Source organism: Hydrogenophaga sp. (assembly GCF_018780385.1).
Taxonomy (GTDB): Bacteria; Pseudomonadota; Gammaproteobacteria; order Burkholderiales; family Burkholderiaceae_C; genus Hydrogenophaga.
This window is the reverse complement of record NZ_JADMJO010000088.1, coordinates 1-17,409: the sequence shown is the minus strand read 5'-3', so window position 1 is coordinate 17,409 and position 17,409 is coordinate 1. Positions and strand designations below refer to the sequence as shown.

Here is a 17,409-nt window from a genome sequence, read left to right as displayed (position 1 = left end):
CGGATCAGCCCCCTCGGGGGGCAGCGACCCGCGCAGCGGCGGAGCGTGGGGGCTCGTTCAGCCCTTGGCGCGGCGCGCGAGCACCTCGAACGCCGGCAAGGTCTTGCCTTCCAGCACTTCCAGGAACGCTCCGCCGCCGGTGGAGATGTAGCCCACGTCCTTCTCGATGCCGTACTTGGCAATGGCCGCCAGCGTGTCGCCACCGCCCGCGATGCTGAAGGCGCTGCTCTTGGCGATGGCCTCTGCAATCACCTTGGTGCCGTTCTCGAACGCCGCGAACTCGAACACGCCGACCGGACCGTTCCACACGATGGTGCCGGCCTGCATCAACTGCGCGGCCAGCTTCGCGGCGGTCTCAGGGCCGATGTCCAGGATCAGGTCGTCGTCGTCCACCTCGGTGGCCTTCTTCACCGTGGCCACCGCATCGGCGCTGAAGGCCTTGGCCGTCACCACGTCGGTGGGGATCGGCACCTCGGCGCCGCGCGCCTTCATGGCTTCGATCACCGCCCTCGCTTCGCTCACCAGATCGGCCTCGGCCAGGCTCTTGCCGATTTTCAGACCCGCGGCGAGCATGAAGGTGTTGGCGATGCCGCCGCCCACGATGAGCTGATCCACGTTGTTGGCCAGGCTCTTCAGGATGGTGAGCTTGGTGCTGACCTTGCTGCCCGCCACGATGGCCACCAGCGGGCGCTTGGGCGCGAGCAGCGCGGCGGCGATGGCGTCCATCTCGGCGGCCAGGAGCGGGCCGGCGCAAGCAATGGGTGCGGTCTCGGCGATGCCGTAGGTCGTGCCCTCGGCGCGGTGCGAGGTGCCGAACGCGTCGTGCACGAAGATGTCGCACAGGGCGCCGAGTTTCTTCGCGAGTTCGGGGCTGTTCTTCTTTTCGCCCACGTTGAGGCGGCAGTTCTCCAGCAGCACGACTTCACCGGGGCTCACGGAAAAATCGCCATCGACCCAGTTGGCCACCAGGCGCACCGGGCGGTCCATCAGCTCGCCCAGCCGCGCGGCCACGGGCTGCAGCGAGTCTTCGGGTTTGAACGCGCCTTCGGTGGGGCGGCCCAGGTGGCTGGTCACCATGACCGCCGCACCCGCGTCCAGCGCCATCTGGATGGCCGGGATGCTCGCGCGGATGCGGGTGTCCTCGGTGATGTGCCCCGCGTCGTCCTGCGGCACGTTGAGGTCGGCCCGGATGAACACGCGCTGGCCTTTGGCCTGGCCACTGGAGCAGAGATCGGAAAAGCGGATGAAGGACATGGTGCTGTGCAGGTGGGTGGGTAAAGGACAAACCCACGCATTGTAGAAAGGCCCCGTGCCGTGCGAACCGCCACAAACCCTCGCACGACCCGCCACTCAGCTGGCTGGACCACGCAGAGCTTCATTGGTACGGGCGTACGCCGCAGCGCACGGCGCGAGCATGTCGAGCGCCAGGTCGTGCGCCCGCGTCTGCACATCCATCAGACCCAGCACCGTGTGAAACAGGTGGTCGTGCGAGATCGGCATGTCGGCCTGGGCTCGCAGGCATTCGACACCCACGCCGCTGCGCTGCTGCAGGCCTGGTGAAAGCCAGGCCACCATGGGCACATGGGTCTGCTGCTGTGGTGCCAGCGCGTACGGCACGCCGTGCAGGTACAGGCCGTTTTCACCCAGCGACTCGCCATGGTCGGACAGGTAGATCAGGCCGGTCTGGAAGGCGCCGCGCTGCTCCCGCGCCTTGAGCCATTGCAGCGACAGGTCGAGGAAGTGGTCGGTGTAGGCGATGGAGTTGTCGTAAGCATTGACCAGTTGTTCGGGTGGGCAGTCCGAGAGCGTGGTGCTGGTGCACTCGGGCAGGAAGGGCTTGCGGTCCACGCTGGCGCGGTGCGAATACGCCGGGCCATGGCTGCCCATCTGGTGCATCACCAGCACCACGCCACGCGCTCGGCGCACCGGATCGAGCGCAGCGATGCGCTCGTCCAGGCCGTCGAGCATGGCGGGGTCGAGGCACTCACCGCCGTCGCACAGGCCGGGGATCTTGAGGTCGAGAGCGCTGGCGTTGGGCACGCGGGCGCACACGCCCTTGCAGCCGGCCTGGTTGTCGATCCACAGCACGGCCAGACCGGCGCGCTGCAGCACGTCGAGCAGGTTCTCATGCTCGGGCGTCTGGTCGCCGCCCTGGGTGCGGGTGAGCGGTGAAAACATGCAGGGCACCGAGACCTTGGTGTTGGTGCCGCACGATTGCACCTGGCTGAAATTGACCAGGCCTTCCTCTGCCTGCCAGCGGGCGAGCGCGGGTGTGGTGTTGCGGGCGTATCCGTTCAGACCGAAGTTCTGCGCACGCGCGGTCTCACCCACCACCACCATCAACAGCGGCGGCTGGCTCTGCCCCGCGTAACTCGCGCCAAGCTGGGCGTCTTCGCCCACGGGCTTGAGGGCCTGCACTTGTCGGGGCAACTGGTCCATGGCCAGGCGGCTGGCGGCGTACACGGTGTTGACCGGGTTGACCATGTAGCGCAGTTCCTTGTGGTTGCGCATGAGCGAGGCCAGGTCCTGGTAGGTGAGCAGGGTGGCGGCCACCACCGCCACCACACCGATGAGCGCGCCCAGCGCGTTGCGCCCGGTCTGCGGCAGCCAGCCGCGCAGGGCCAGTGGCCGGCGCCAGATCACCCACAGGGGCAGACCCGCCACCAGCAGCACGGTGAGCGGCAGGGTCCACGACATCAGGTCGCGCACTTCCCGCACATCGGTCTGCACCACGTTGGCGAGCATGGTCGGGTCGATCACCGAGCCGTACTGCCGCATGAAGTGGGTGTTGAAGGCGCTCACCAGCACCAGCGCGGTGGCCACCGGGCGGAACACACGCGGCCACGCCAGCAGCGAGAGCAGCGCAGCCGTGATGCCGAGCACCACCATCCCGAAACCGCCGAACAGCGCCACGCGCTGCGCGGGCGTGCCGGCCAGGTCGTACACGCGCAGCCACAGCGGCAGGTTGCCCGCCACGGCCAGCCACAACGACAACAGCCACACGGCGTGAACGGGCCGCCAGGTCGGGCGCGCCGTGGGCGGGGCAACGGGTGACCCCAGAGCAGGATGTGAAGGCATGGGCAAAGCGATGACGCCGGCACATGCCGACCCCACCAGCTTCGCGTTCGCGCGTTAAATGAACCTTATGGCGCCGGGCGCAACCAGCGCAATGTGAAGCGCGTGGTCATGGGTGCTTCACCGGTGTCGCGCTGCAGTGTGCCGCCCAGCTGCTCGGCGATGCGCTCCACCAGCCGCAGACCGAGGCCCAGACCCGAGGAGGCTTGCGCCTGCATGGACGGTGGCGCCTCGGGCCGCTGACCGTCGTCGCTGACCGACACGCCGGCTTCACGTTCGGTCTGCCAGACCTCCACCACCACCTGCGTGCCAGACGGCGTGTGGCGCAAGGCGTTTTCGATCAGGTTGCGCAGGGCCAGTTCCAGCAGCATGGGCTGCACATGCAAAACCACCGGCACCGCAGGCTGCTCCAGCGACAACTCGTGGCCGCGCGCGAAACCTTCCTGTGCGTGAGAGGCGATCAACCCGGCGGCAACATCGCCCAACGCCACGTCCTTCCAGGCCTCAAGGCCCGAACCGTCGCGCTGCGCTCGAGCCAGCTCCAGCAGCTGCGACAGGATGTGGCCGGCCCGCAGGGCATTGACCTCCAGCTGCGCCAGCCGCTCGGGCGAGGGAGCGTGCAGCGCGGCGCTTGCCTGCAAGGACAGCGCGGCCAGGGGCGTGCGCAGCTCGTGCGCCACGTCGGAGGCGAACTCGCGCTCGCGCCGCGCCTGTGTCTGCAACGAATCCACCAGCGTGTTGATGGCATGCACGGTGCTGGAGAACTCGTGGAAGCGGTGCGCGGTGTCCAGCCGCTGCCCGGCCAGACCATCGAGCGCGGCCACATCGCGCGAGAGACGCACCAGCGGGCGCAGCCCGCGGCGCAGCGCCCACCACAGCAGCAGCGCCACCAGGGGCAGCACCAGCAGGGCCGGCCGCGCGAGCTTGAGCGCCATGTCGCGCCCGAGATCCACCCGGTGATCCACGTCCATCAACACAGCCACGACGTCGGCAGCGTGCTCGCCCTGGCCCGCCAACGCGTACACGCGCCAGTGCACCTCCGCGCTGCTGGTGGACTGCACCCGGTTGGTGAAACCCGGGGCGGGCGGTTGGGTCAGGCCGAGGCTGCTGGCCAGACTGTGGGTGTCGGTGAACAGCTGGCCTTCGACCCAATGCAGCACGGCCACGTCCTGCACATAGGCGCGCGTGCGGCTTGACGAGATCGGCTCGGGGGTGGACAGGGTCTGGTCCGGCTCCACCGACATCCACAGCCGCGCCACCGCCTCCAACTGCCCGTCGGTGATCTCTTCGGCTTCGTGGTGGCCGGTGTACCAGGCCACCAGCAGCAACGTGGTCCACACCACCAGCAGAGCGCCCACCACCCAACTCCACAGGTAGCGCCACAGCGTGGGCAGGCGCGCGGGAGACGCAGCGTCCGTCATGCGGGAGGGTCCTGTTGCGGCACAAAGTAGCCCACGCCACGCACCGTCTTGATGAGCGACTCGCCGAGCTTGCGCCGCAGGTGGTGGATGTGCACCTCGATCGCGTTGCTCTCCAGCGCTTCACCGAAACCGTACAACGACGACTCCAGCCGCGACTTGGACAGCACCTGCGGACGCGCCTGCAGCAGCGTCATCAACAGCGCGAACTCCTTGCCACCCAGGGGCACCGCTTCACCGGCGCGCAGCACCGTGTGGGTTGCCGGGTCCACCACGAGATCACCGTGTGCGATCACCGGACTGCTGCGCCCCACCGCGCGGCGCAGCATGGCGCGCAGCCGGGCCAGCACTTCGTTGGCGTCGAAGGGTTTGACGATGTAGTCGTCGGCGCCGCTGTCCAGCCCGCTGATGCGGTCGCTCACACCGTCGCGCGCGGTCATGATCAGCACCGGCATGTCGTTGCGCGGCATCGCTGCCCGCCCGGCCACCGGTGCGGGCTGGCGGCGCAGGCGGGCGAGCAGGTCCAGGCCATCACCATCGGGCAGGCCGAGGTCGAGGACCAGCACGTCGAAGGGCTCCATCGACAGCGCGTGCCAGGCTGCGTCGAGCGTGCCGCACAGGTCCACCGCATAGCCCGCCTGCCTGAGCGAGGCCTGCAGGCCACTGGCGATGCCGGGATCGTCTTCCACCACGAGTGCGCGCATTGACGAAGGGGACGTTGCGTCCGTTGGTTGAGGAAGCACTTCATTATGGGTATGCCGCTTAAGCCGCACTTAACCCTGACGGGCGAGAGTCGGGCCCATGCACCGCTCGCGCCCCACCGACTGGCTGTTCGCCCTGTTCGCCCTCACCCTGCTCTGGGACGCATCGGGGCTGGACCTGGCGTTGATGCAGGCGATCGGCACGCCACAGGGTTTCAGTTTGCGCGACTCGACGCTGTTGACGGTGGTGCTGCACGACGGCCTGCGCCACGCGATGACCGGCGCCTGGCTGCTGCTGTGCGCCTGGGCGCTGTGGCCGGGGCTGCGCATGCCGCGGCGCGAGCGCTGGCTCGTCGTGGCGCTGGTCAGCCTGTCGCTGCTATCGGTCAACCTGATCAAAAACGCCAGCCAGACCAGTTGCCCCTGGGACCTGCGGGCATTCGGCGGAATCGCGGACCACGTGTCGCACTGGGCCTGGGGCCAGGCCGACGGCGGCCCCGGGCGCTGTTTTCCAGGCGGTCATGCCTCCAGCGGTTTTGCGTTTGTGGCCCTGTGCCTGCCCTGGTTGCAGGCGCCCCCGGGCGCTGCCGCACGCCGCCGTGTGATCGGCCAGCGCTGGCTCGCCGCTGCGCTGTTCACCGGACTGCTCGCGGGCGCGGTGCAGACCGTGCGCGGCGCGCATTTCCCCAGTCACACGCTGTGGACGTTGCTGATCTGCGCTGCGGTATCGCTGACGGGCTGGTACGTGGTGGAAACGATCCGACGCCGGGCCGCCCCAAGGCGGATCAACCCCCTCGGGGGGCAGCGACCCGCGCAGCGGCGGAGCGTGGGGGCCATTCTTTCACCAGCCAAGTGCGAGCCGCAGCGGCAGGTACACGGCCATGCCGCAGACGATGGTGCCGAGCACACCGCGCTTCCAGAAGAACCACGCCATGCCGGCTGCCGCAGCGAACAGCCGTGCGTCTTTCCAGGTGGCAATGAGCGCGCCCTGGCTCATGACGATCTCCGGAATGACGACCGCCGCCAGCGCCGCGATCGGGGCGTACTGCAGACCGCGTTGCGCCCAGTGCGGCAGACTCCAGGGCTTGCTGGAGATGAAGAAGAAGCCGCGTGTGATGACCGTGATGCAGCCGAGCAGCACGATGGTGAGCAGCGTCCAGGGATCGACATCAAACATGGTGCACGCCCTGTCCCGGCACGGGAGGCCTGAGCTTTTCAAGCACCAGGCAGATCGCCACCGCGCTGGCGATCGCGACCAGGATGTTGAGCTTGAGTGGCAATGCCCACGCCGCCACGGCCGCAGCACCGGCCACCCCCGCCGAGACCATGCGAAGCCTCGACGAGGCCAGTGAGCACAGCACGCCCAACAGCGCCAGGATGCCCGCGAAGCCCAGGCCCCATTCCACGGGAATCACGTTGGTCAACGCAATGCCGGCCAGGCTCGCGCCCATCCAGGCCACGTAGTTCACCGCGCAGTTGCCCATGAGGTAGGCCTGCTGACGCTCCAGCTCGTCGAGCGTGGTGCCCGGGTGTGGGAAGCGGCGCGCAAAAAACACGTAGCTCAGGTCGCCGGTGATGTAGCCGCGGACCAGGCGCTCCCAGCGCGGCAGGTGCATGAGGTAGGGCCGAAGGTGGGCGGAGAAAACAACGAAGCGCAGGTTCACGCAGAAGGCCGCCGCGAGGATCACCCACAGCGGCGCACCGGCGGCGATCATGGGCACGGCCGCCAGTTGCGCGCTGCCGGCGTAGACGATGAGCGTCATGAGCACGGCTTCCAGCGGTGACAGGCCCGACTGCACCATGGCCACACCGGTCATCAAGCCCCACGCGCCGATGCCCATGGCCACCGACACCTGGTCGCGCGCGCCTTCCCAGTACTCGGGGCGCTTGCGGTAGGCACGTCGATGGAACATCAGGCGCCCGCTTTCGACGAGGGCGCGGCATCCAGCACCTGTCCTCGCGCCAGCGGAAAGCCGCGCAGAAAATCCGCCACCGGCAGGCGCTTGCCGCCCGCGCGCTGCAGCTCGGTGAGCACCAGCACGCCGGCGCTGGTGGCCACGCGAATGCCGTGGGCGTCGGCCGCCAGCACCCCGCCGGGCTCGCCGCCCGCTGCCGTGTCGTCGGCGTGGGCCGCCCACACCTTGATGGCCTCGCCAGCCAGCGCGGTGGCCGCACCGGGAAAGGGGTTGAAGGCACGCACCCGCCGCGCGAGGCTGTCGGCCGGCGCGGTCCAGTCAAGCGCGGCCTCCGCCTTGTCGATCTTGTGCGCGTAGGTCACGCCCTCGGCCGGTTGCTTCTGCCCGGTCAACCCCCCGCAGGCCGCGATCTCCAGCGCCTCGACGATCAGACGCCCACCGAGCACGGCAAGGCGGTCGTGCAGGCTGCCGGTGGTCTCGGTACCGCGGATCGGCAGGCGCTCCACCAGCAGCATGTCGCCCGTGTCCAGTCCGGCGTCCATCTGCATGATGGTCACGCCGGTCTCGGTGTCACCGGCTTCGATGGCGCGGTGGATGGGGGCTGCGCCTCGCCAGCGTGGCAACAAGGATGCGTGGATGTTGAGACAGCCCAAACGGGGCACATCGAGCACCCACTGCGGCAGGATCAAGCCGTACGCGGCCACCACCATCACATCGGCTTGCGCAGCTTCAATGGCTTCGCGCGCGGCGGCAGCGTCGTCGGGGTACTTGCCGTCCAGCCGCAAGCTGCGCGGCTGCGCCACGGTGATGTGGTGCTCCAGCGCCCGCTGCTTCACTGGCGAGGCCTGCAGCTTCATGCCGCGACCGGCGGGGCGGTCGGGCTGCGTGAGCACCAGCGGCACCCGGAAACCGGCGGCCAGCAAACGGGCCAGGGCCACGCTGGCAAATTCCGGCGTGCCGGCAAAGATGAGTTTCATGACTGAAGGAGCTGAGGTCGGGCGGAATACCGCACCCGCAAACGACCGGTTTCAGGGGTGACTGGCGTCCACGGCATCGTCGTAATGCGGTTCGTCGCTGAACATGAGCTGTCGCACCACGCCCGCCGGGTCCAGGTGCACGTGCACCTGGCGCGGTCGCGTGGCTTCCAGAAAACGGTAGGTCCACACGACTCCGTCAAAGCGCGCCACGCGCTCCACCAACGCCGGGCGGCCCAGGTTGCGCAACACGTCGTCCTGCGTCCAGCGACCGACCTCGATGCGCTGCTGCAGCCAGGGTGCCTCCATCACCTGTTCGTTGCGCACCAGGCGGCCATCGGGCCCCAGATCCAGGTTGTGCACCCACTGACCCGCGGGCTGGCCCGAGTACTGCAGGCGCGTTTCGCCCCCGGGCAGCGCGTGGACCATCGTGGGGCGGCCCAGGTTCTTCTCGATCTCCGCGCGCGGCGCGCCCAGGGCCGCACGCTCGGGCATCACCGAACAGCCAGCCAACAGGGCGGCCACCGAGACCACGAGCGTGTTCAACACTTTCATGCCTTCATCGCCTCCCGTTGGGCCTTGACCATCTTGGACTTGATGCGCGTGCGCTTGAGCGGCGAGAGGTATTCGACGAACACCTTGCCCAGCAGGTGATCCATCTCGTGCTGGATGCACACGGCCAGCATGCCGTCGGCTTCGATCGTGCGCTCGGCGCCGTCCAGGCCCTGGGCCCGCACGCGCACCGCCAGCGAGCGTTCCACACCGTCGTAGATACCCGGCACCGACAGGCAGCCCTCTTCGCCCTTGCGCGTCTCGGGGCTGGCCCATTCGACCACCGGGTTGATCAGCACCATGGGCTGGTCGCGCGTCTCGCTCACGTCGATCACGATCAGGCGCTCGTGCACATCGACCTGCGTGGCGGCGAGGCCAATGCCGTGGGCGTCGTACATCGTTTCCAGCATGTGCTGGCTCAGCGTGCGGATGCGATCGTCAACAGCCTTCACCGGGCGGGCCACGGTGTGCAGTCGCGGATCGGGGTAACAAAGGATGGGCAGCAGGGTCGGCGAGTTCATGAAAACGGGTCAAACGAAGGGCTTGCAAGGAACCGCCCACTGTACCCGGGCGACGGCTGGCGGCAAGCCGGGGACGAGCGGAATGCGGTATCGACATTTTCGCCACTTTTGCCACGACGCGTGAAAGCCCTCCGCCATAAACATTGCCTAATCAAAGGCTTGGGCGCAAAATCAAATGCGATTTGTCAAGACACGAGCGCCACCCGGAGGGCAGTTGTGGTTTCATGGAAACTCCCGCTGACAACCGGCCATCGCCGCCCCAGGGGCCACCACATGCCATTGAAGAACCGCTTGCCTGCCAACGTCCATCAAACGTGCCCCACCAGCCATCTCCGGCCTGTGGTTTGCGCCGTTGCCCTGATCGCTGCTGCCCTTGCAGGCACCGTGTCGGCACAGAACTTCCCCATCACGCCCGGCCAGCGCGCCACCGCCACCCAGGTGGCCCAGACCGGCGTTCCGCTGTCCGAACTCGCGCCCAACGCGCCCGACAGCTACACCATCAAGCGCGGCGACACCCTGTGGGCGGTGTCCGGCATCTTCCTCAAGACGCCGTGGCGCTGGCCCGAGCTCTGGGGCATGAACCTCGACGACATCCAGAATCCCCACCGCATCTACCCCGGGCAGGTGCTCTACCTGGACAAGTCCAACGGCCGCGCCCGCCTCACCACGCGCCAGCCGGGCAGCGGTGACACGACAACCGTGCGCGTCTCACCACGCACCCGTTACGACAGCCTGGGCGACTCCGCCATTCCGCCGGTCAACCTGCAGGCCATCGAGGCCTTCCTGACCGAGCCTCTGATCGTCGACGAGGCCACGTTCTCGCGGGCGCCACGCATCGTGGCCACGCAGGAAAACCGCGTGATGCTCAGCCGCGGCGATCGCGCCTACGCCCGTGCCCAGTACGCCGAGGGACCGGAGTCCGAGCCACTGGCGGTGATCGACGGCCGCTCGACCCAATACCGCGTGTTCCGCAACGCCACGCCACTGCGCGATCCCACGACCAACGAGATCCTGGGCTATGAAGCGCAGTACGTCGGCAAAGCCAGCGTGGTCAGTGGCGAAACCACCCGCCCGGGCGTCGGACCCAAGGGTCAGGCCGTGACCGAAGTGGTGCCGGCCGCCATCGACATCCTGGCCGCCAAGGAAGAAATGAGCGTCGGCGACCGCCTGCTGCCCGAGCCACCGCGCGAGCTGACCAACTTCGTGCCGCGCGCCCCCCAGAACAATCAGACCGGACAGATCGTCTCGGTGTACGGCAACTCGGTGAACTTCGCCGGTCAGAACCAGGTGGTCACCATCAACCGCGGCAAGAACCACGGCATGGAGCGCGGCCATGTGCTGGCGCTGCAGCGCGAGAGCGACCTCGTCACCGACACCACGGACACGACGCGCCCCCAGCTGCGCCTGCCCGGTGAGCGCAACGGTCTCATGATCGTCTTCCGCACGTTTGACAAGGTGTCTTACGCCCTGGTGCTGCAGATCAGCGACCGCGTCAAGGTCGGCGACCGCTTCATCAACCCGTAAAGGCGATGCAGCGGCAGGAGTTGGCCGCCTGGCTGCGGCTGCTGCTCACGCCTGGCGTGGGCAAAGAAACAGCCCGCAAGCTGCTGGCCGCCTTCGGCCTGCCTGAGATCGTCTTCACACAATCTCTTGACGCCCTGCAGACCGTGGTGGGCCCCAAGACCGCCCACGCGCTGCAGCAAGCCCCGGACGAACTCGATGCCCAGGTGGAACAGGTGCTGGCCTGGCTGGCTGAGGGCACCAACCGCCACGTGTTGACACTGGCCGACCCCCGCTTCCCACCCGACCTGCTGCAGATGGCCGACCCGCCCGTGTTGCTGTACGTGATGGGCGACCTGGACGTGCTGGCGCATCCGCGGCGCCTGGCCATGGTCGGCAGCCGCAACCCCACGCCTCAAGGCGAAGCCAACGCGCACCAGTTTGCGCGCGCGCTGGGGCAGGCTGGCGTGTGTGTGGTCTCGGGCCTGGCCCTGGGTGTGGACGGCGCGGCCCACACGGGCGCGCTCGAAGGCGGCGCACCCACCATCGCGGTGGTGGGCACCGGGCTGGACCGCGTCTACCCCAGACGCCACCTCTCGCTGGCCCACCGCATCGCCGCGCACGGCGCCATCGTGAGCGAGTACCCACTGGGGACGCCACCGCTCAACGCCAATTTCCCTCAGCGCAACCGCTTGATTGCAGGCCTGTCCCAAGGCACGCTGGTCGTGGAGGCCACCTTGAAGTCGGGCTCGCTGATCACCGCCCGCCTGGCGGCCGAGCAGGGGCGCGAGGTGTTCGCCATTCCCGGTTCGATCCATGCGCCACAGTCGCGCGGCTGCCATGCGCTCATCCGCCAGGGCGCCAAACTGGTCGAGTCGGCGCAGGACATCCTCGAAGACCTGCGCATGGTCGACCCGCGCGACCTGTCTGCGACGCCGGCCGAGGCCGATGAAGGCGACGGACCCGACAGCCTGCTCGATGCGATGGGTTTTGACCCGGTCAGCCTGGACGCGCTTCAAGCCCGCACCGGGCTGGACACCGCGCACCTGCAAGCCCGCCTGCTCGAGCTGGAGCTCGACGGCATCGTCGGGCGCTTGCCTGGCGGCCTGTTCCAGCGGCTGGGTCAGGCCTGAACCCTGGCTTCAGGCGTCCCGCACGTGCGGGTTGTGCCGGCGCTCCGCGCCGAAACTGCTTTCCGGTCCGTGGCCCGGGATGAACACCGTCTCGTCACCCATCGGCCACAGCCGCTCCCTGATGCTGCTGATCAGTTGCGCGTGATTGCCCTGCGGGAAATCGGTGCGGCCGATGCCGCCGGCAAACAGCACGTCACCCACAAAAGCGCGCTTCGCCTCGGCCGAATGAAACACCACGTGCCCCGGCGTGTGGCCCGGGCAGTGGCGCACCTGCAGGACGCTGTGGCCGATCTGCACCGTGTCGCCATCGGCCAGCCAGCGCGTGGGCGTGAAGGCCCGCGCGGGCGGGAAGCCGAACATGGCGCCTTGCTGCGGCAGCCCGGTGATCCAGAACTGATCGCCCGGGTGCGGGCCGATGATGGGCAGGCCCAGCTGCTCGGCCAGATCGGCGGTGCCGCCCGCGTGGTCGATGTGCGCGTGTGTGAGCCAGATCGCCTTCAGGTTCACTCCCAGGCGTTTCACTTCGACCAGCAAACGATCCAGGTCGCCACCCGGGTCGATGACGGCCGCGTCCTTCGTTTCATCGCACCAGACGATGGAGCAGTTTTGGGCAAAAGCCGTGACCGGCACGGTGAGATAGCGGAGCATGGGTGGTGGTCAGAACGATGACACGCCGACACCTTCGCCGGGCTCGTGCCGCATGCGCTTGATGTCGCGCTGGGGCGGTGCGCCAAACAGGCGGCTGTAGTCGCGACTGAACTGCGAGGCGCTCTCGTAGCCCACGCGCGCCGCGGTGCTGCCGGCGTCCAGCGCCTGGTGGAGCATGAGGTGTCGCGCCTGCTGCAAGCGCAATTGCTTCTGGTACTGCAGTGGACTCATGCCGGTGAAATGGCGAAAGTGCAGCCTGAAGGTGGAGGGGCTCATGTGCACGCGCGCAGCGAGTTCGTCCATCAACACGTCTTGCACGAAGTTCTGCGTGAGCCAGGCCATGGCCTGGGCGATCTGGTGGCTGGGAGAACCCGCCGCCACGAGCTGACGCAAGTACGGCCCGTGCGGGCCGGACAGCAGCCGCACCATGATCTCCTGCTGGATCAGGGGCGCCAGGGTGGCGACGAGCGCAGGTTCGTCCAGCAGCCGAACGAGGCGACTCGCTGCGTCGAGCAGCGACGCGTCCAGTGCGCTCAGTGAGATGGCCCGCGGCGCCTCATCGCGGGGCACGGGCGGCAGGTCCATCGCGGCGGCCTGCTGCATCAGGGCCCGCGCATCCAGGGTGAGGAACATGCACACAAACGGCTGGGCGAGGTCGGCCCGGGTGACATGCGCCACCACGGGCAGGTCTGCGGAGATCAGCAGCGACTGGCCTGCGCCGTAGTCCAACACGTGCTCGCCCACGGTCACCCGCTTGCCGCCTTGCGCAACCACCGCCAACCCAAGGCCGTAGATGCAAGGCATGGGCTCGGTCTTGACGCTGCGCCGGTGCAGCGAGAGCTGGGGGATGGCGGTGGGGTGGTCGCCATCGATTCGGGCAATCCTTCCGATGTCAAAAGCCAGGGTTTGAATGGACATGGTGGTTGGGTAGGGTTGCGATTGACGTTGAGACGAAATGCATTCTCAAGGGAAATCACCAGCGCGGACTGTACGACCCGGTCAACAAAATCAAGCATCTGAGAGCGGAGAAACATCGAAAAAGGCAAAACAAGCATCGAAAACGGCAAACGCATTCGACACCAGGCATCGACACTTCCGACACAGATCCCCAGCAGATCCAAGCCAACCCCACGGAGAACAGACCCCCATGAGCACACTCAGCGTCAACGGCAAAACCCACACGGTCGACGTCGACCCCGGCACGCCCATCCTCTGGGCCCTGCGCGACACGCTGGGCATGACCGGCACCAAGTTCGGCTGCGGCGCGGCGCTGTGTGGCGCCTGCACGGTACACCTGGACGGTCAGGCCATCCGCTCCTGCATCACGCCCATCGCTGCGGCCGAAGGCAAGCAGATCACCACCATTGAAGCCGCCACCGGTGGCAATGACCGCGTCGGCACCGCCGTGCACGCGGCCTGGGTGAAACACGACGTGGCGCAGTGCGGCTACTGCCAGAGCGGGCAGATCATGAGCGCCACCGCCTTCCTCAAATCGCTGCCCAAGGGCAAACAACCCACCGCCGCCGAGATCGACTCGGCCATGGCCGGCAACGTCTGCCGCTGCGGCACCTATGCCCGCATCCGCGCCGCCGTGACCGACGCCGCCAAAGCCATCGCTTGAAGGACACACCATGCTCAACAACCACATCAACCCCGTTGAACTGCCGCGCGCCCTGCAACACATGCTCGAGCGCGACCAGGCCATTGAGCCCACCTCGCTGCCGCGTCGCAGTTTCCTGAAGCTGGCCGGCGCCGGCGGCTTTGCGCTGGGCGCCTTCCCCCACCTGGCCATGGCGCAGGCCAACGGCCAGCCCGCCGCCGGCCTCAAGCCGACCGAACAACCGCTGGCCTTCGTGCGGATCGCGCCCACCGGCGAGGTCATGGTCACCATCAACCGGCTCGAATTCGGCCAGGGCGTTCAGACCGGCCTGCCCATGATCCTGGCCGAGGAGCTGGACGCGGACTGGAGCAAGGTGCGCAGCCAGCACGGCACGGCCGACGCCGCCTACGCCGACCCGCTGTTCGGCATCCACCTCACGGGTGGCTCCACCGCCATCAAACACAGCTACACGCAGTACCGCGAGCTGGGCGCCCGCGCCCGCGCCATGCTGCTGTCGGCCGCGGCCGCGCGCTGGAACGTGGACGTGTCCACCCTGCGCACCCAGGCCGGCACCGTGATCGGCCCCGGCGGGCGCAAGGCCAGCTACGGCGAACTGGCCGAGGCCGCAATGGCCCTGCCGGTGCCCGAGAAGGTCGTGCTCAAGGACCCCAAGGACTTCCGCATCATCGGCCGCCCCACTCCGCGGCTGGACTCGCGCGCCAAGAGCAGCGGACAACAGAGCTTCGGCATCGACGTGCGCCGCCCCGGCCAGCTCACCGCGCTGGTCGCGCACCCGCCGGTGTTCGGCTCGAAAGTGAAAACCCTGGACGACAGCGCAGCGCGCGCCATCAAGGGCGTGAAGGCCGTGCTGCGTGTGCCGCTGGACCGTGGCGCCGAAGGCGTGGCCGTGATCGCCGACGGTTACTGGCCCGCCAAACAGGGGCGCGACGCGCTCAAGCTGACCTGGGACGACTCGGCGGTGGAGAAGGTCGACAGCGCGCGCCAGCTGGTGCAGTACCGCGAGCTGGCCAAACAACCCGGCCCGCGCGCGTTTGACGCCGACATGGCCCCGCTGGCCACCGCGCCGCGCACGATTGACGCCGAGTTCGTTTTCCCTTACCTGGCCCACGCGCCCATGGAGCCACTGAACTGCACGGTGCAACTGTCTGACGGCCGCGCCGAGCTGTGGGTCGGCACCCAGTTCCCGGGTGTGGATGCTGCCGCGGCCGCGCGCGTGCTGGGTCTCAAGCCCGAGCAGGTGACGATGAACGTGCAGATGGCCGGCGGCGGCTTCGGCCGGCGTGGCCTGCCCAGCAGCGACTACGTGGTCGAGGCCTGCGAGATCGCCAAGGCCGCGCGCGCCGCCGGCATCAACGCGCCGGTGCGCATGGTCTGGAGCCGCGAGGACGACATCAAGGGCGGCTACTACCGCCCCATGCACCTGCACCGCGCACGCATCGGGTTCGACGAGCGCGGCAACGTGCTGGCCTGGGACCACGTGCTGGTCGGCCAGTCCATCATCACGGGCACCTTCTTTGAAGGCGGCATGGTCAAGAACGGCATCGACGCCACCGCCACCGAAGGCATGCGCGAACCCTACGGCCTGCCCATGCGCCTCACCGTGCACCACCCCAAGGTCAACGTGCCGGTGCTGTGGTGGCGCAGCGTGGGCTCCACCCACACCGCCTTCGTCATGGAGACCCTGCTCGACGACATCGCGCGCGCTACCAAGCAGGACCCGGTGGCCTACCGCATGCGCCTCTTCGGCGACAAGCACCCGCGCCACCGCGCCGCGCTGCAGCTCGCCGTGGACAAGAGCGGTTACGGCAAGAAGCAGTTGCCGGCCGGTCGCGCCTGGGGCGTGGCGGTGCACGAGTCGTTCAGCTCGGTCGTGGCCTACGTGGTCGAGGCCTCGGTGAAGGACGGCAGTCCCGTGCTGCACCGCGCCACCGCCGGCGTGCATTGCAACCTGGCCGTCAACCCGAAGAGCGTGGAAACGCAGGTGCAGGGCGCAGCGGTCATGGGCCTGTCGATGTGCCTGCCGGGTTCGGCCATCACGTTGAAAGACGGTGTGGTCGAGCAGAGCAACTTCGGCGACTTCACCGTGGCGCGCATCACCGACATGCCCGAGATCAACGTGCACGTGGTGCCCAGCGCCGATCCGCCCACCGGCATCGGCGAGCCGGGCCTGCCACCGCTGGCGCCCGCGTTTGCCAACGCCCTCGCGCAACTCACCGGCAAACCGCTGCGCGAACTGCCGTTCAAGCTCGCCTGAGGCTGCCGTGGAAGACCTCGACACCCGCGTGCTGCGCACCGCGGTGGGCTGGCACGGCGCCGGCCTGCCGGTGGTGCTGGTGACGGTGGCGCGCACCTGGGGCTCATCGCCCCGGCCGCCGGGCTCGCTCATGGCCATCAACGGCCGTGGCGAGACGGTGGGCTCGGTCTCGGGCGGCTGCATCGAAGACGACCTGATCCACCGCATCCGCGAAGGCGGTGTGCAGGCCGCCTGCGCCACCGACACGCCCGCCGTGCTGCGCTACGGCATCTCGGCCGATGAAGCACACCGCTTCGGCCTGCCCTGCGGCGGCACGGTGGAACTGGTGCTGGAGCCGGTATCCGCGAGCAGCCGACTGGATGAGTTGCTGCAAGCCTGCCTGCAGCGCCGCAGCACCGAGCGCGTGCTCAACCTGCGCACCGGCGAGGTGGAATTGCATGCAGGCCAGCGCGACGGCCTGCCGCATCTGAACGAACAGCAGCTCACCACCCACCTCGGGCCACAGGCGCGGCTCATCGTGATCGGCGCGGGGGACCTCTCGCGCTTCCTGTGCCAGATGGCGCTGGGCCTGGGTTTCGAGGTGATCGTGTGCGACCCACGCGAGGAGCACCGCGCGAGCTGGCAGCTCGATGGCGTGGTGGTCAGCCACGAGATGCCGGACGACCTGATCCTGCGCCTCAAGCCCGACGCGCGCACCGCCGTGGTGGCCGTGACGCACGACCCCAAGCTCGACGACCTCGCGCTGATCGACGCGCTGCAGTCGGACGCCTTCTACGTGGGCGCCATCGGCTCGCGCCGCCACAGCGAACTGCGCAAGACACGGTTGCACGAACACTTCGATCTGTCGCCGGACGCACTGCAAGCGCTGCACGGGCCGGCCGGTCTGTACATCGGCAGCAAGACCCCGGCCGAGATCGCGCTCTCGATCATGGCGGAGGTGGTCGCGGTGAAGAACGGCGTGGGGCCGTCGGTCGCGGTGCCAGTGGCGACGGGCAAGGCCCGGGTCGATCAGCCCGTGGACGAAGCGTTCACGGCGCCTGTCTGCGCGGTCTGACAGCTCACAGGCTGAGGTCGTACTCGATCGTGATCGGCGCGT

General features: G+C 68.4%; 16 protein-coding genes and 1 pseudogene. 6 read left to right on the top strand and 11 right to left on the bottom strand.

The genetic code is table 11. The annotated features are described in order from the left end of the window. Positions 1-57: 57 nt before the first annotated feature. From IV113_RS21085 to IV113_RS21070, 4 genes are all read right to left on the bottom strand, one after another. Entirely contained in the window at positions 58-1,254 is a 1,197-nt protein-coding gene (locus tag IV113_RS21085; protein WP_291089085.1) for a phosphoglycerate kinase, read from the bottom strand. A gap of 96 nt (positions 1,255-1,350) precedes the next feature. Beyond that, positions 1,351-3,078 (bottom strand): phosphoethanolamine--lipid A transferase, encoded by a 1,728-nt coding sequence (locus IV113_RS21080; protein ID WP_291089082.1) that lies wholly within the window; start codon positions 3,076-3,078, stop codon positions 1,351-1,353. 65 nt (positions 3,079-3,143) lie between these two features. Further along, positions 3,144-4,496, bottom strand: coding sequence for a HAMP domain-containing sensor histidine kinase (locus IV113_RS21075; RefSeq protein WP_291089079.1), 1,353 nt, complete (start codon positions 4,494-4,496; stop codon positions 3,144-3,146). Further along, positions 4,493-5,197, bottom strand: coding sequence for a response regulator transcription factor (locus tag IV113_RS21070; RefSeq protein ID WP_291089076.1), 705 nt, complete (start codon positions 5,195-5,197; stop codon positions 4,493-4,495). The genes IV113_RS21075 and IV113_RS21070 overlap by 4 nt, the downstream gene beginning before the upstream one ends. 97 nt (positions 5,198-5,294) lie before the next feature. Between IV113_RS21070 and IV113_RS26290 the strand changes: the two are divergent. After that, positions 5,295-5,891: pseudogene (locus IV113_RS26290) on the top strand (phosphatase PAP2 family protein); the annotation flags it as partial. Between the two features lie 144 nt (positions 5,892-6,035). On the opposite strand, the gene IV113_RS21060 reads toward IV113_RS26290, so the two are convergent. The 5 genes from IV113_RS21060 to def are packed head-to-tail and all read right to left on the bottom strand — an operon-like array spanning position 6,036 to position 9,157. After that, a complete protein-coding gene (locus IV113_RS21060; RefSeq protein WP_291089088.1) occupies positions 6,036-6,371 on the bottom strand; it encodes an AzlD domain-containing protein in 336 nt (111 codons plus the stop codon). Next, positions 6,364-7,107, bottom strand: coding sequence for an AzlC family ABC transporter permease (locus IV113_RS21055; RefSeq protein WP_291089073.1), 744 nt, complete (start codon positions 7,105-7,107; stop codon positions 6,364-6,366). The genes IV113_RS21060 and IV113_RS21055 overlap by 8 nt, the downstream gene beginning before the upstream one ends. Continuing rightward, complete coding sequence (gene fmt / locus IV113_RS21050; RefSeq protein WP_291089070.1) at positions 7,107-8,087, bottom strand: methionyl-tRNA formyltransferase; 981 nt, start codon at positions 8,085-8,087, stop codon at positions 7,107-7,109. The genes IV113_RS21055 and fmt overlap by 1 nt, the downstream gene beginning before the upstream one ends. A gap of 51 nt (positions 8,088-8,138) precedes the next feature. Next, positions 8,139-8,639, bottom strand: coding sequence for a hypothetical protein (locus IV113_RS21045; protein ID WP_291089067.1), 501 nt, complete (start codon positions 8,637-8,639; stop codon positions 8,139-8,141). Continuing rightward, positions 8,636-9,157 (bottom strand): peptide deformylase, encoded by a 522-nt coding sequence (gene def, locus IV113_RS21040; RefSeq protein ID WP_291089064.1) that lies wholly within the window; start codon positions 9,155-9,157, stop codon positions 8,636-8,638. The genes IV113_RS21045 and def overlap by 4 nt, the downstream gene beginning before the upstream one ends. Positions 9,158-9,496: 339 nt before the next feature. On the opposite strand from def, the gene IV113_RS21035 reads away from it, so the two are divergent. After that, positions 9,497-10,681, top strand: a complete 1,185-nt coding sequence (locus IV113_RS21035; RefSeq protein ID WP_291089061.1) for a LysM domain-containing protein — start codon at positions 9,497-9,499, stop codon at positions 10,679-10,681. A 5-nt stretch (positions 10,682-10,686) separates the two neighbouring features. After that, entirely contained in the window at positions 10,687-11,790 is a 1,104-nt protein-coding gene (gene dprA / locus IV113_RS21030; RefSeq protein WP_291089058.1) for a DNA-processing protein DprA, read from the top strand. A gap of 9 nt (positions 11,791-11,799) precedes the next feature. On the opposite strand, the gene IV113_RS21025 is transcribed toward dprA, so the two are convergent. Further along, positions 11,800-12,438, bottom strand: coding sequence for an MBL fold metallo-hydrolase (locus IV113_RS21025; RefSeq protein ID WP_291089055.1), 639 nt, complete (start codon positions 12,436-12,438; stop codon positions 11,800-11,802). A 9-nt stretch (positions 12,439-12,447) separates the two neighbouring features. After that, entirely contained in the window at positions 12,448-13,356 is a 909-nt protein-coding gene (locus IV113_RS21020; RefSeq protein WP_291089053.1) for an AraC family transcriptional regulator, read from the bottom strand. Positions 13,357-13,585: 229 nt separating this feature from the next. On the opposite strand from IV113_RS21020, the gene IV113_RS21015 reads away from it, so the two are divergent. Genes IV113_RS21015 through IV113_RS21005 form a run of 3 tightly spaced genes read left to right on the top strand, consistent with a single transcriptional unit; the run spans position 13,586 to position 17,367 of the window. Then, entirely contained in the window at positions 13,586-14,059 is a 474-nt protein-coding gene (locus IV113_RS21015) for a (2Fe-2S)-binding protein (protein ID WP_291089051.1), read from the top strand. 10 nt (positions 14,060-14,069) lie between these two features. Beyond that, positions 14,070-16,313 carry a xanthine dehydrogenase family protein molybdopterin-binding subunit gene (locus IV113_RS21010; protein WP_291089048.1) on the top strand — a complete coding sequence of 748 codons (2,244 nt, stop codon included), beginning with the start codon at positions 14,070-14,072 and terminating at the stop codon, positions 16,311-16,313. A gap of 7 nt (positions 16,314-16,320) precedes the next feature. Continuing rightward, positions 16,321-17,367 (top strand): XdhC family protein, encoded by a 1,047-nt coding sequence (locus tag IV113_RS21005; protein WP_291089046.1) that lies wholly within the window; start codon positions 16,321-16,323, stop codon positions 17,365-17,367. The last annotated feature ends 42 nt before the right edge of the window (positions 17,368-17,409 follow it).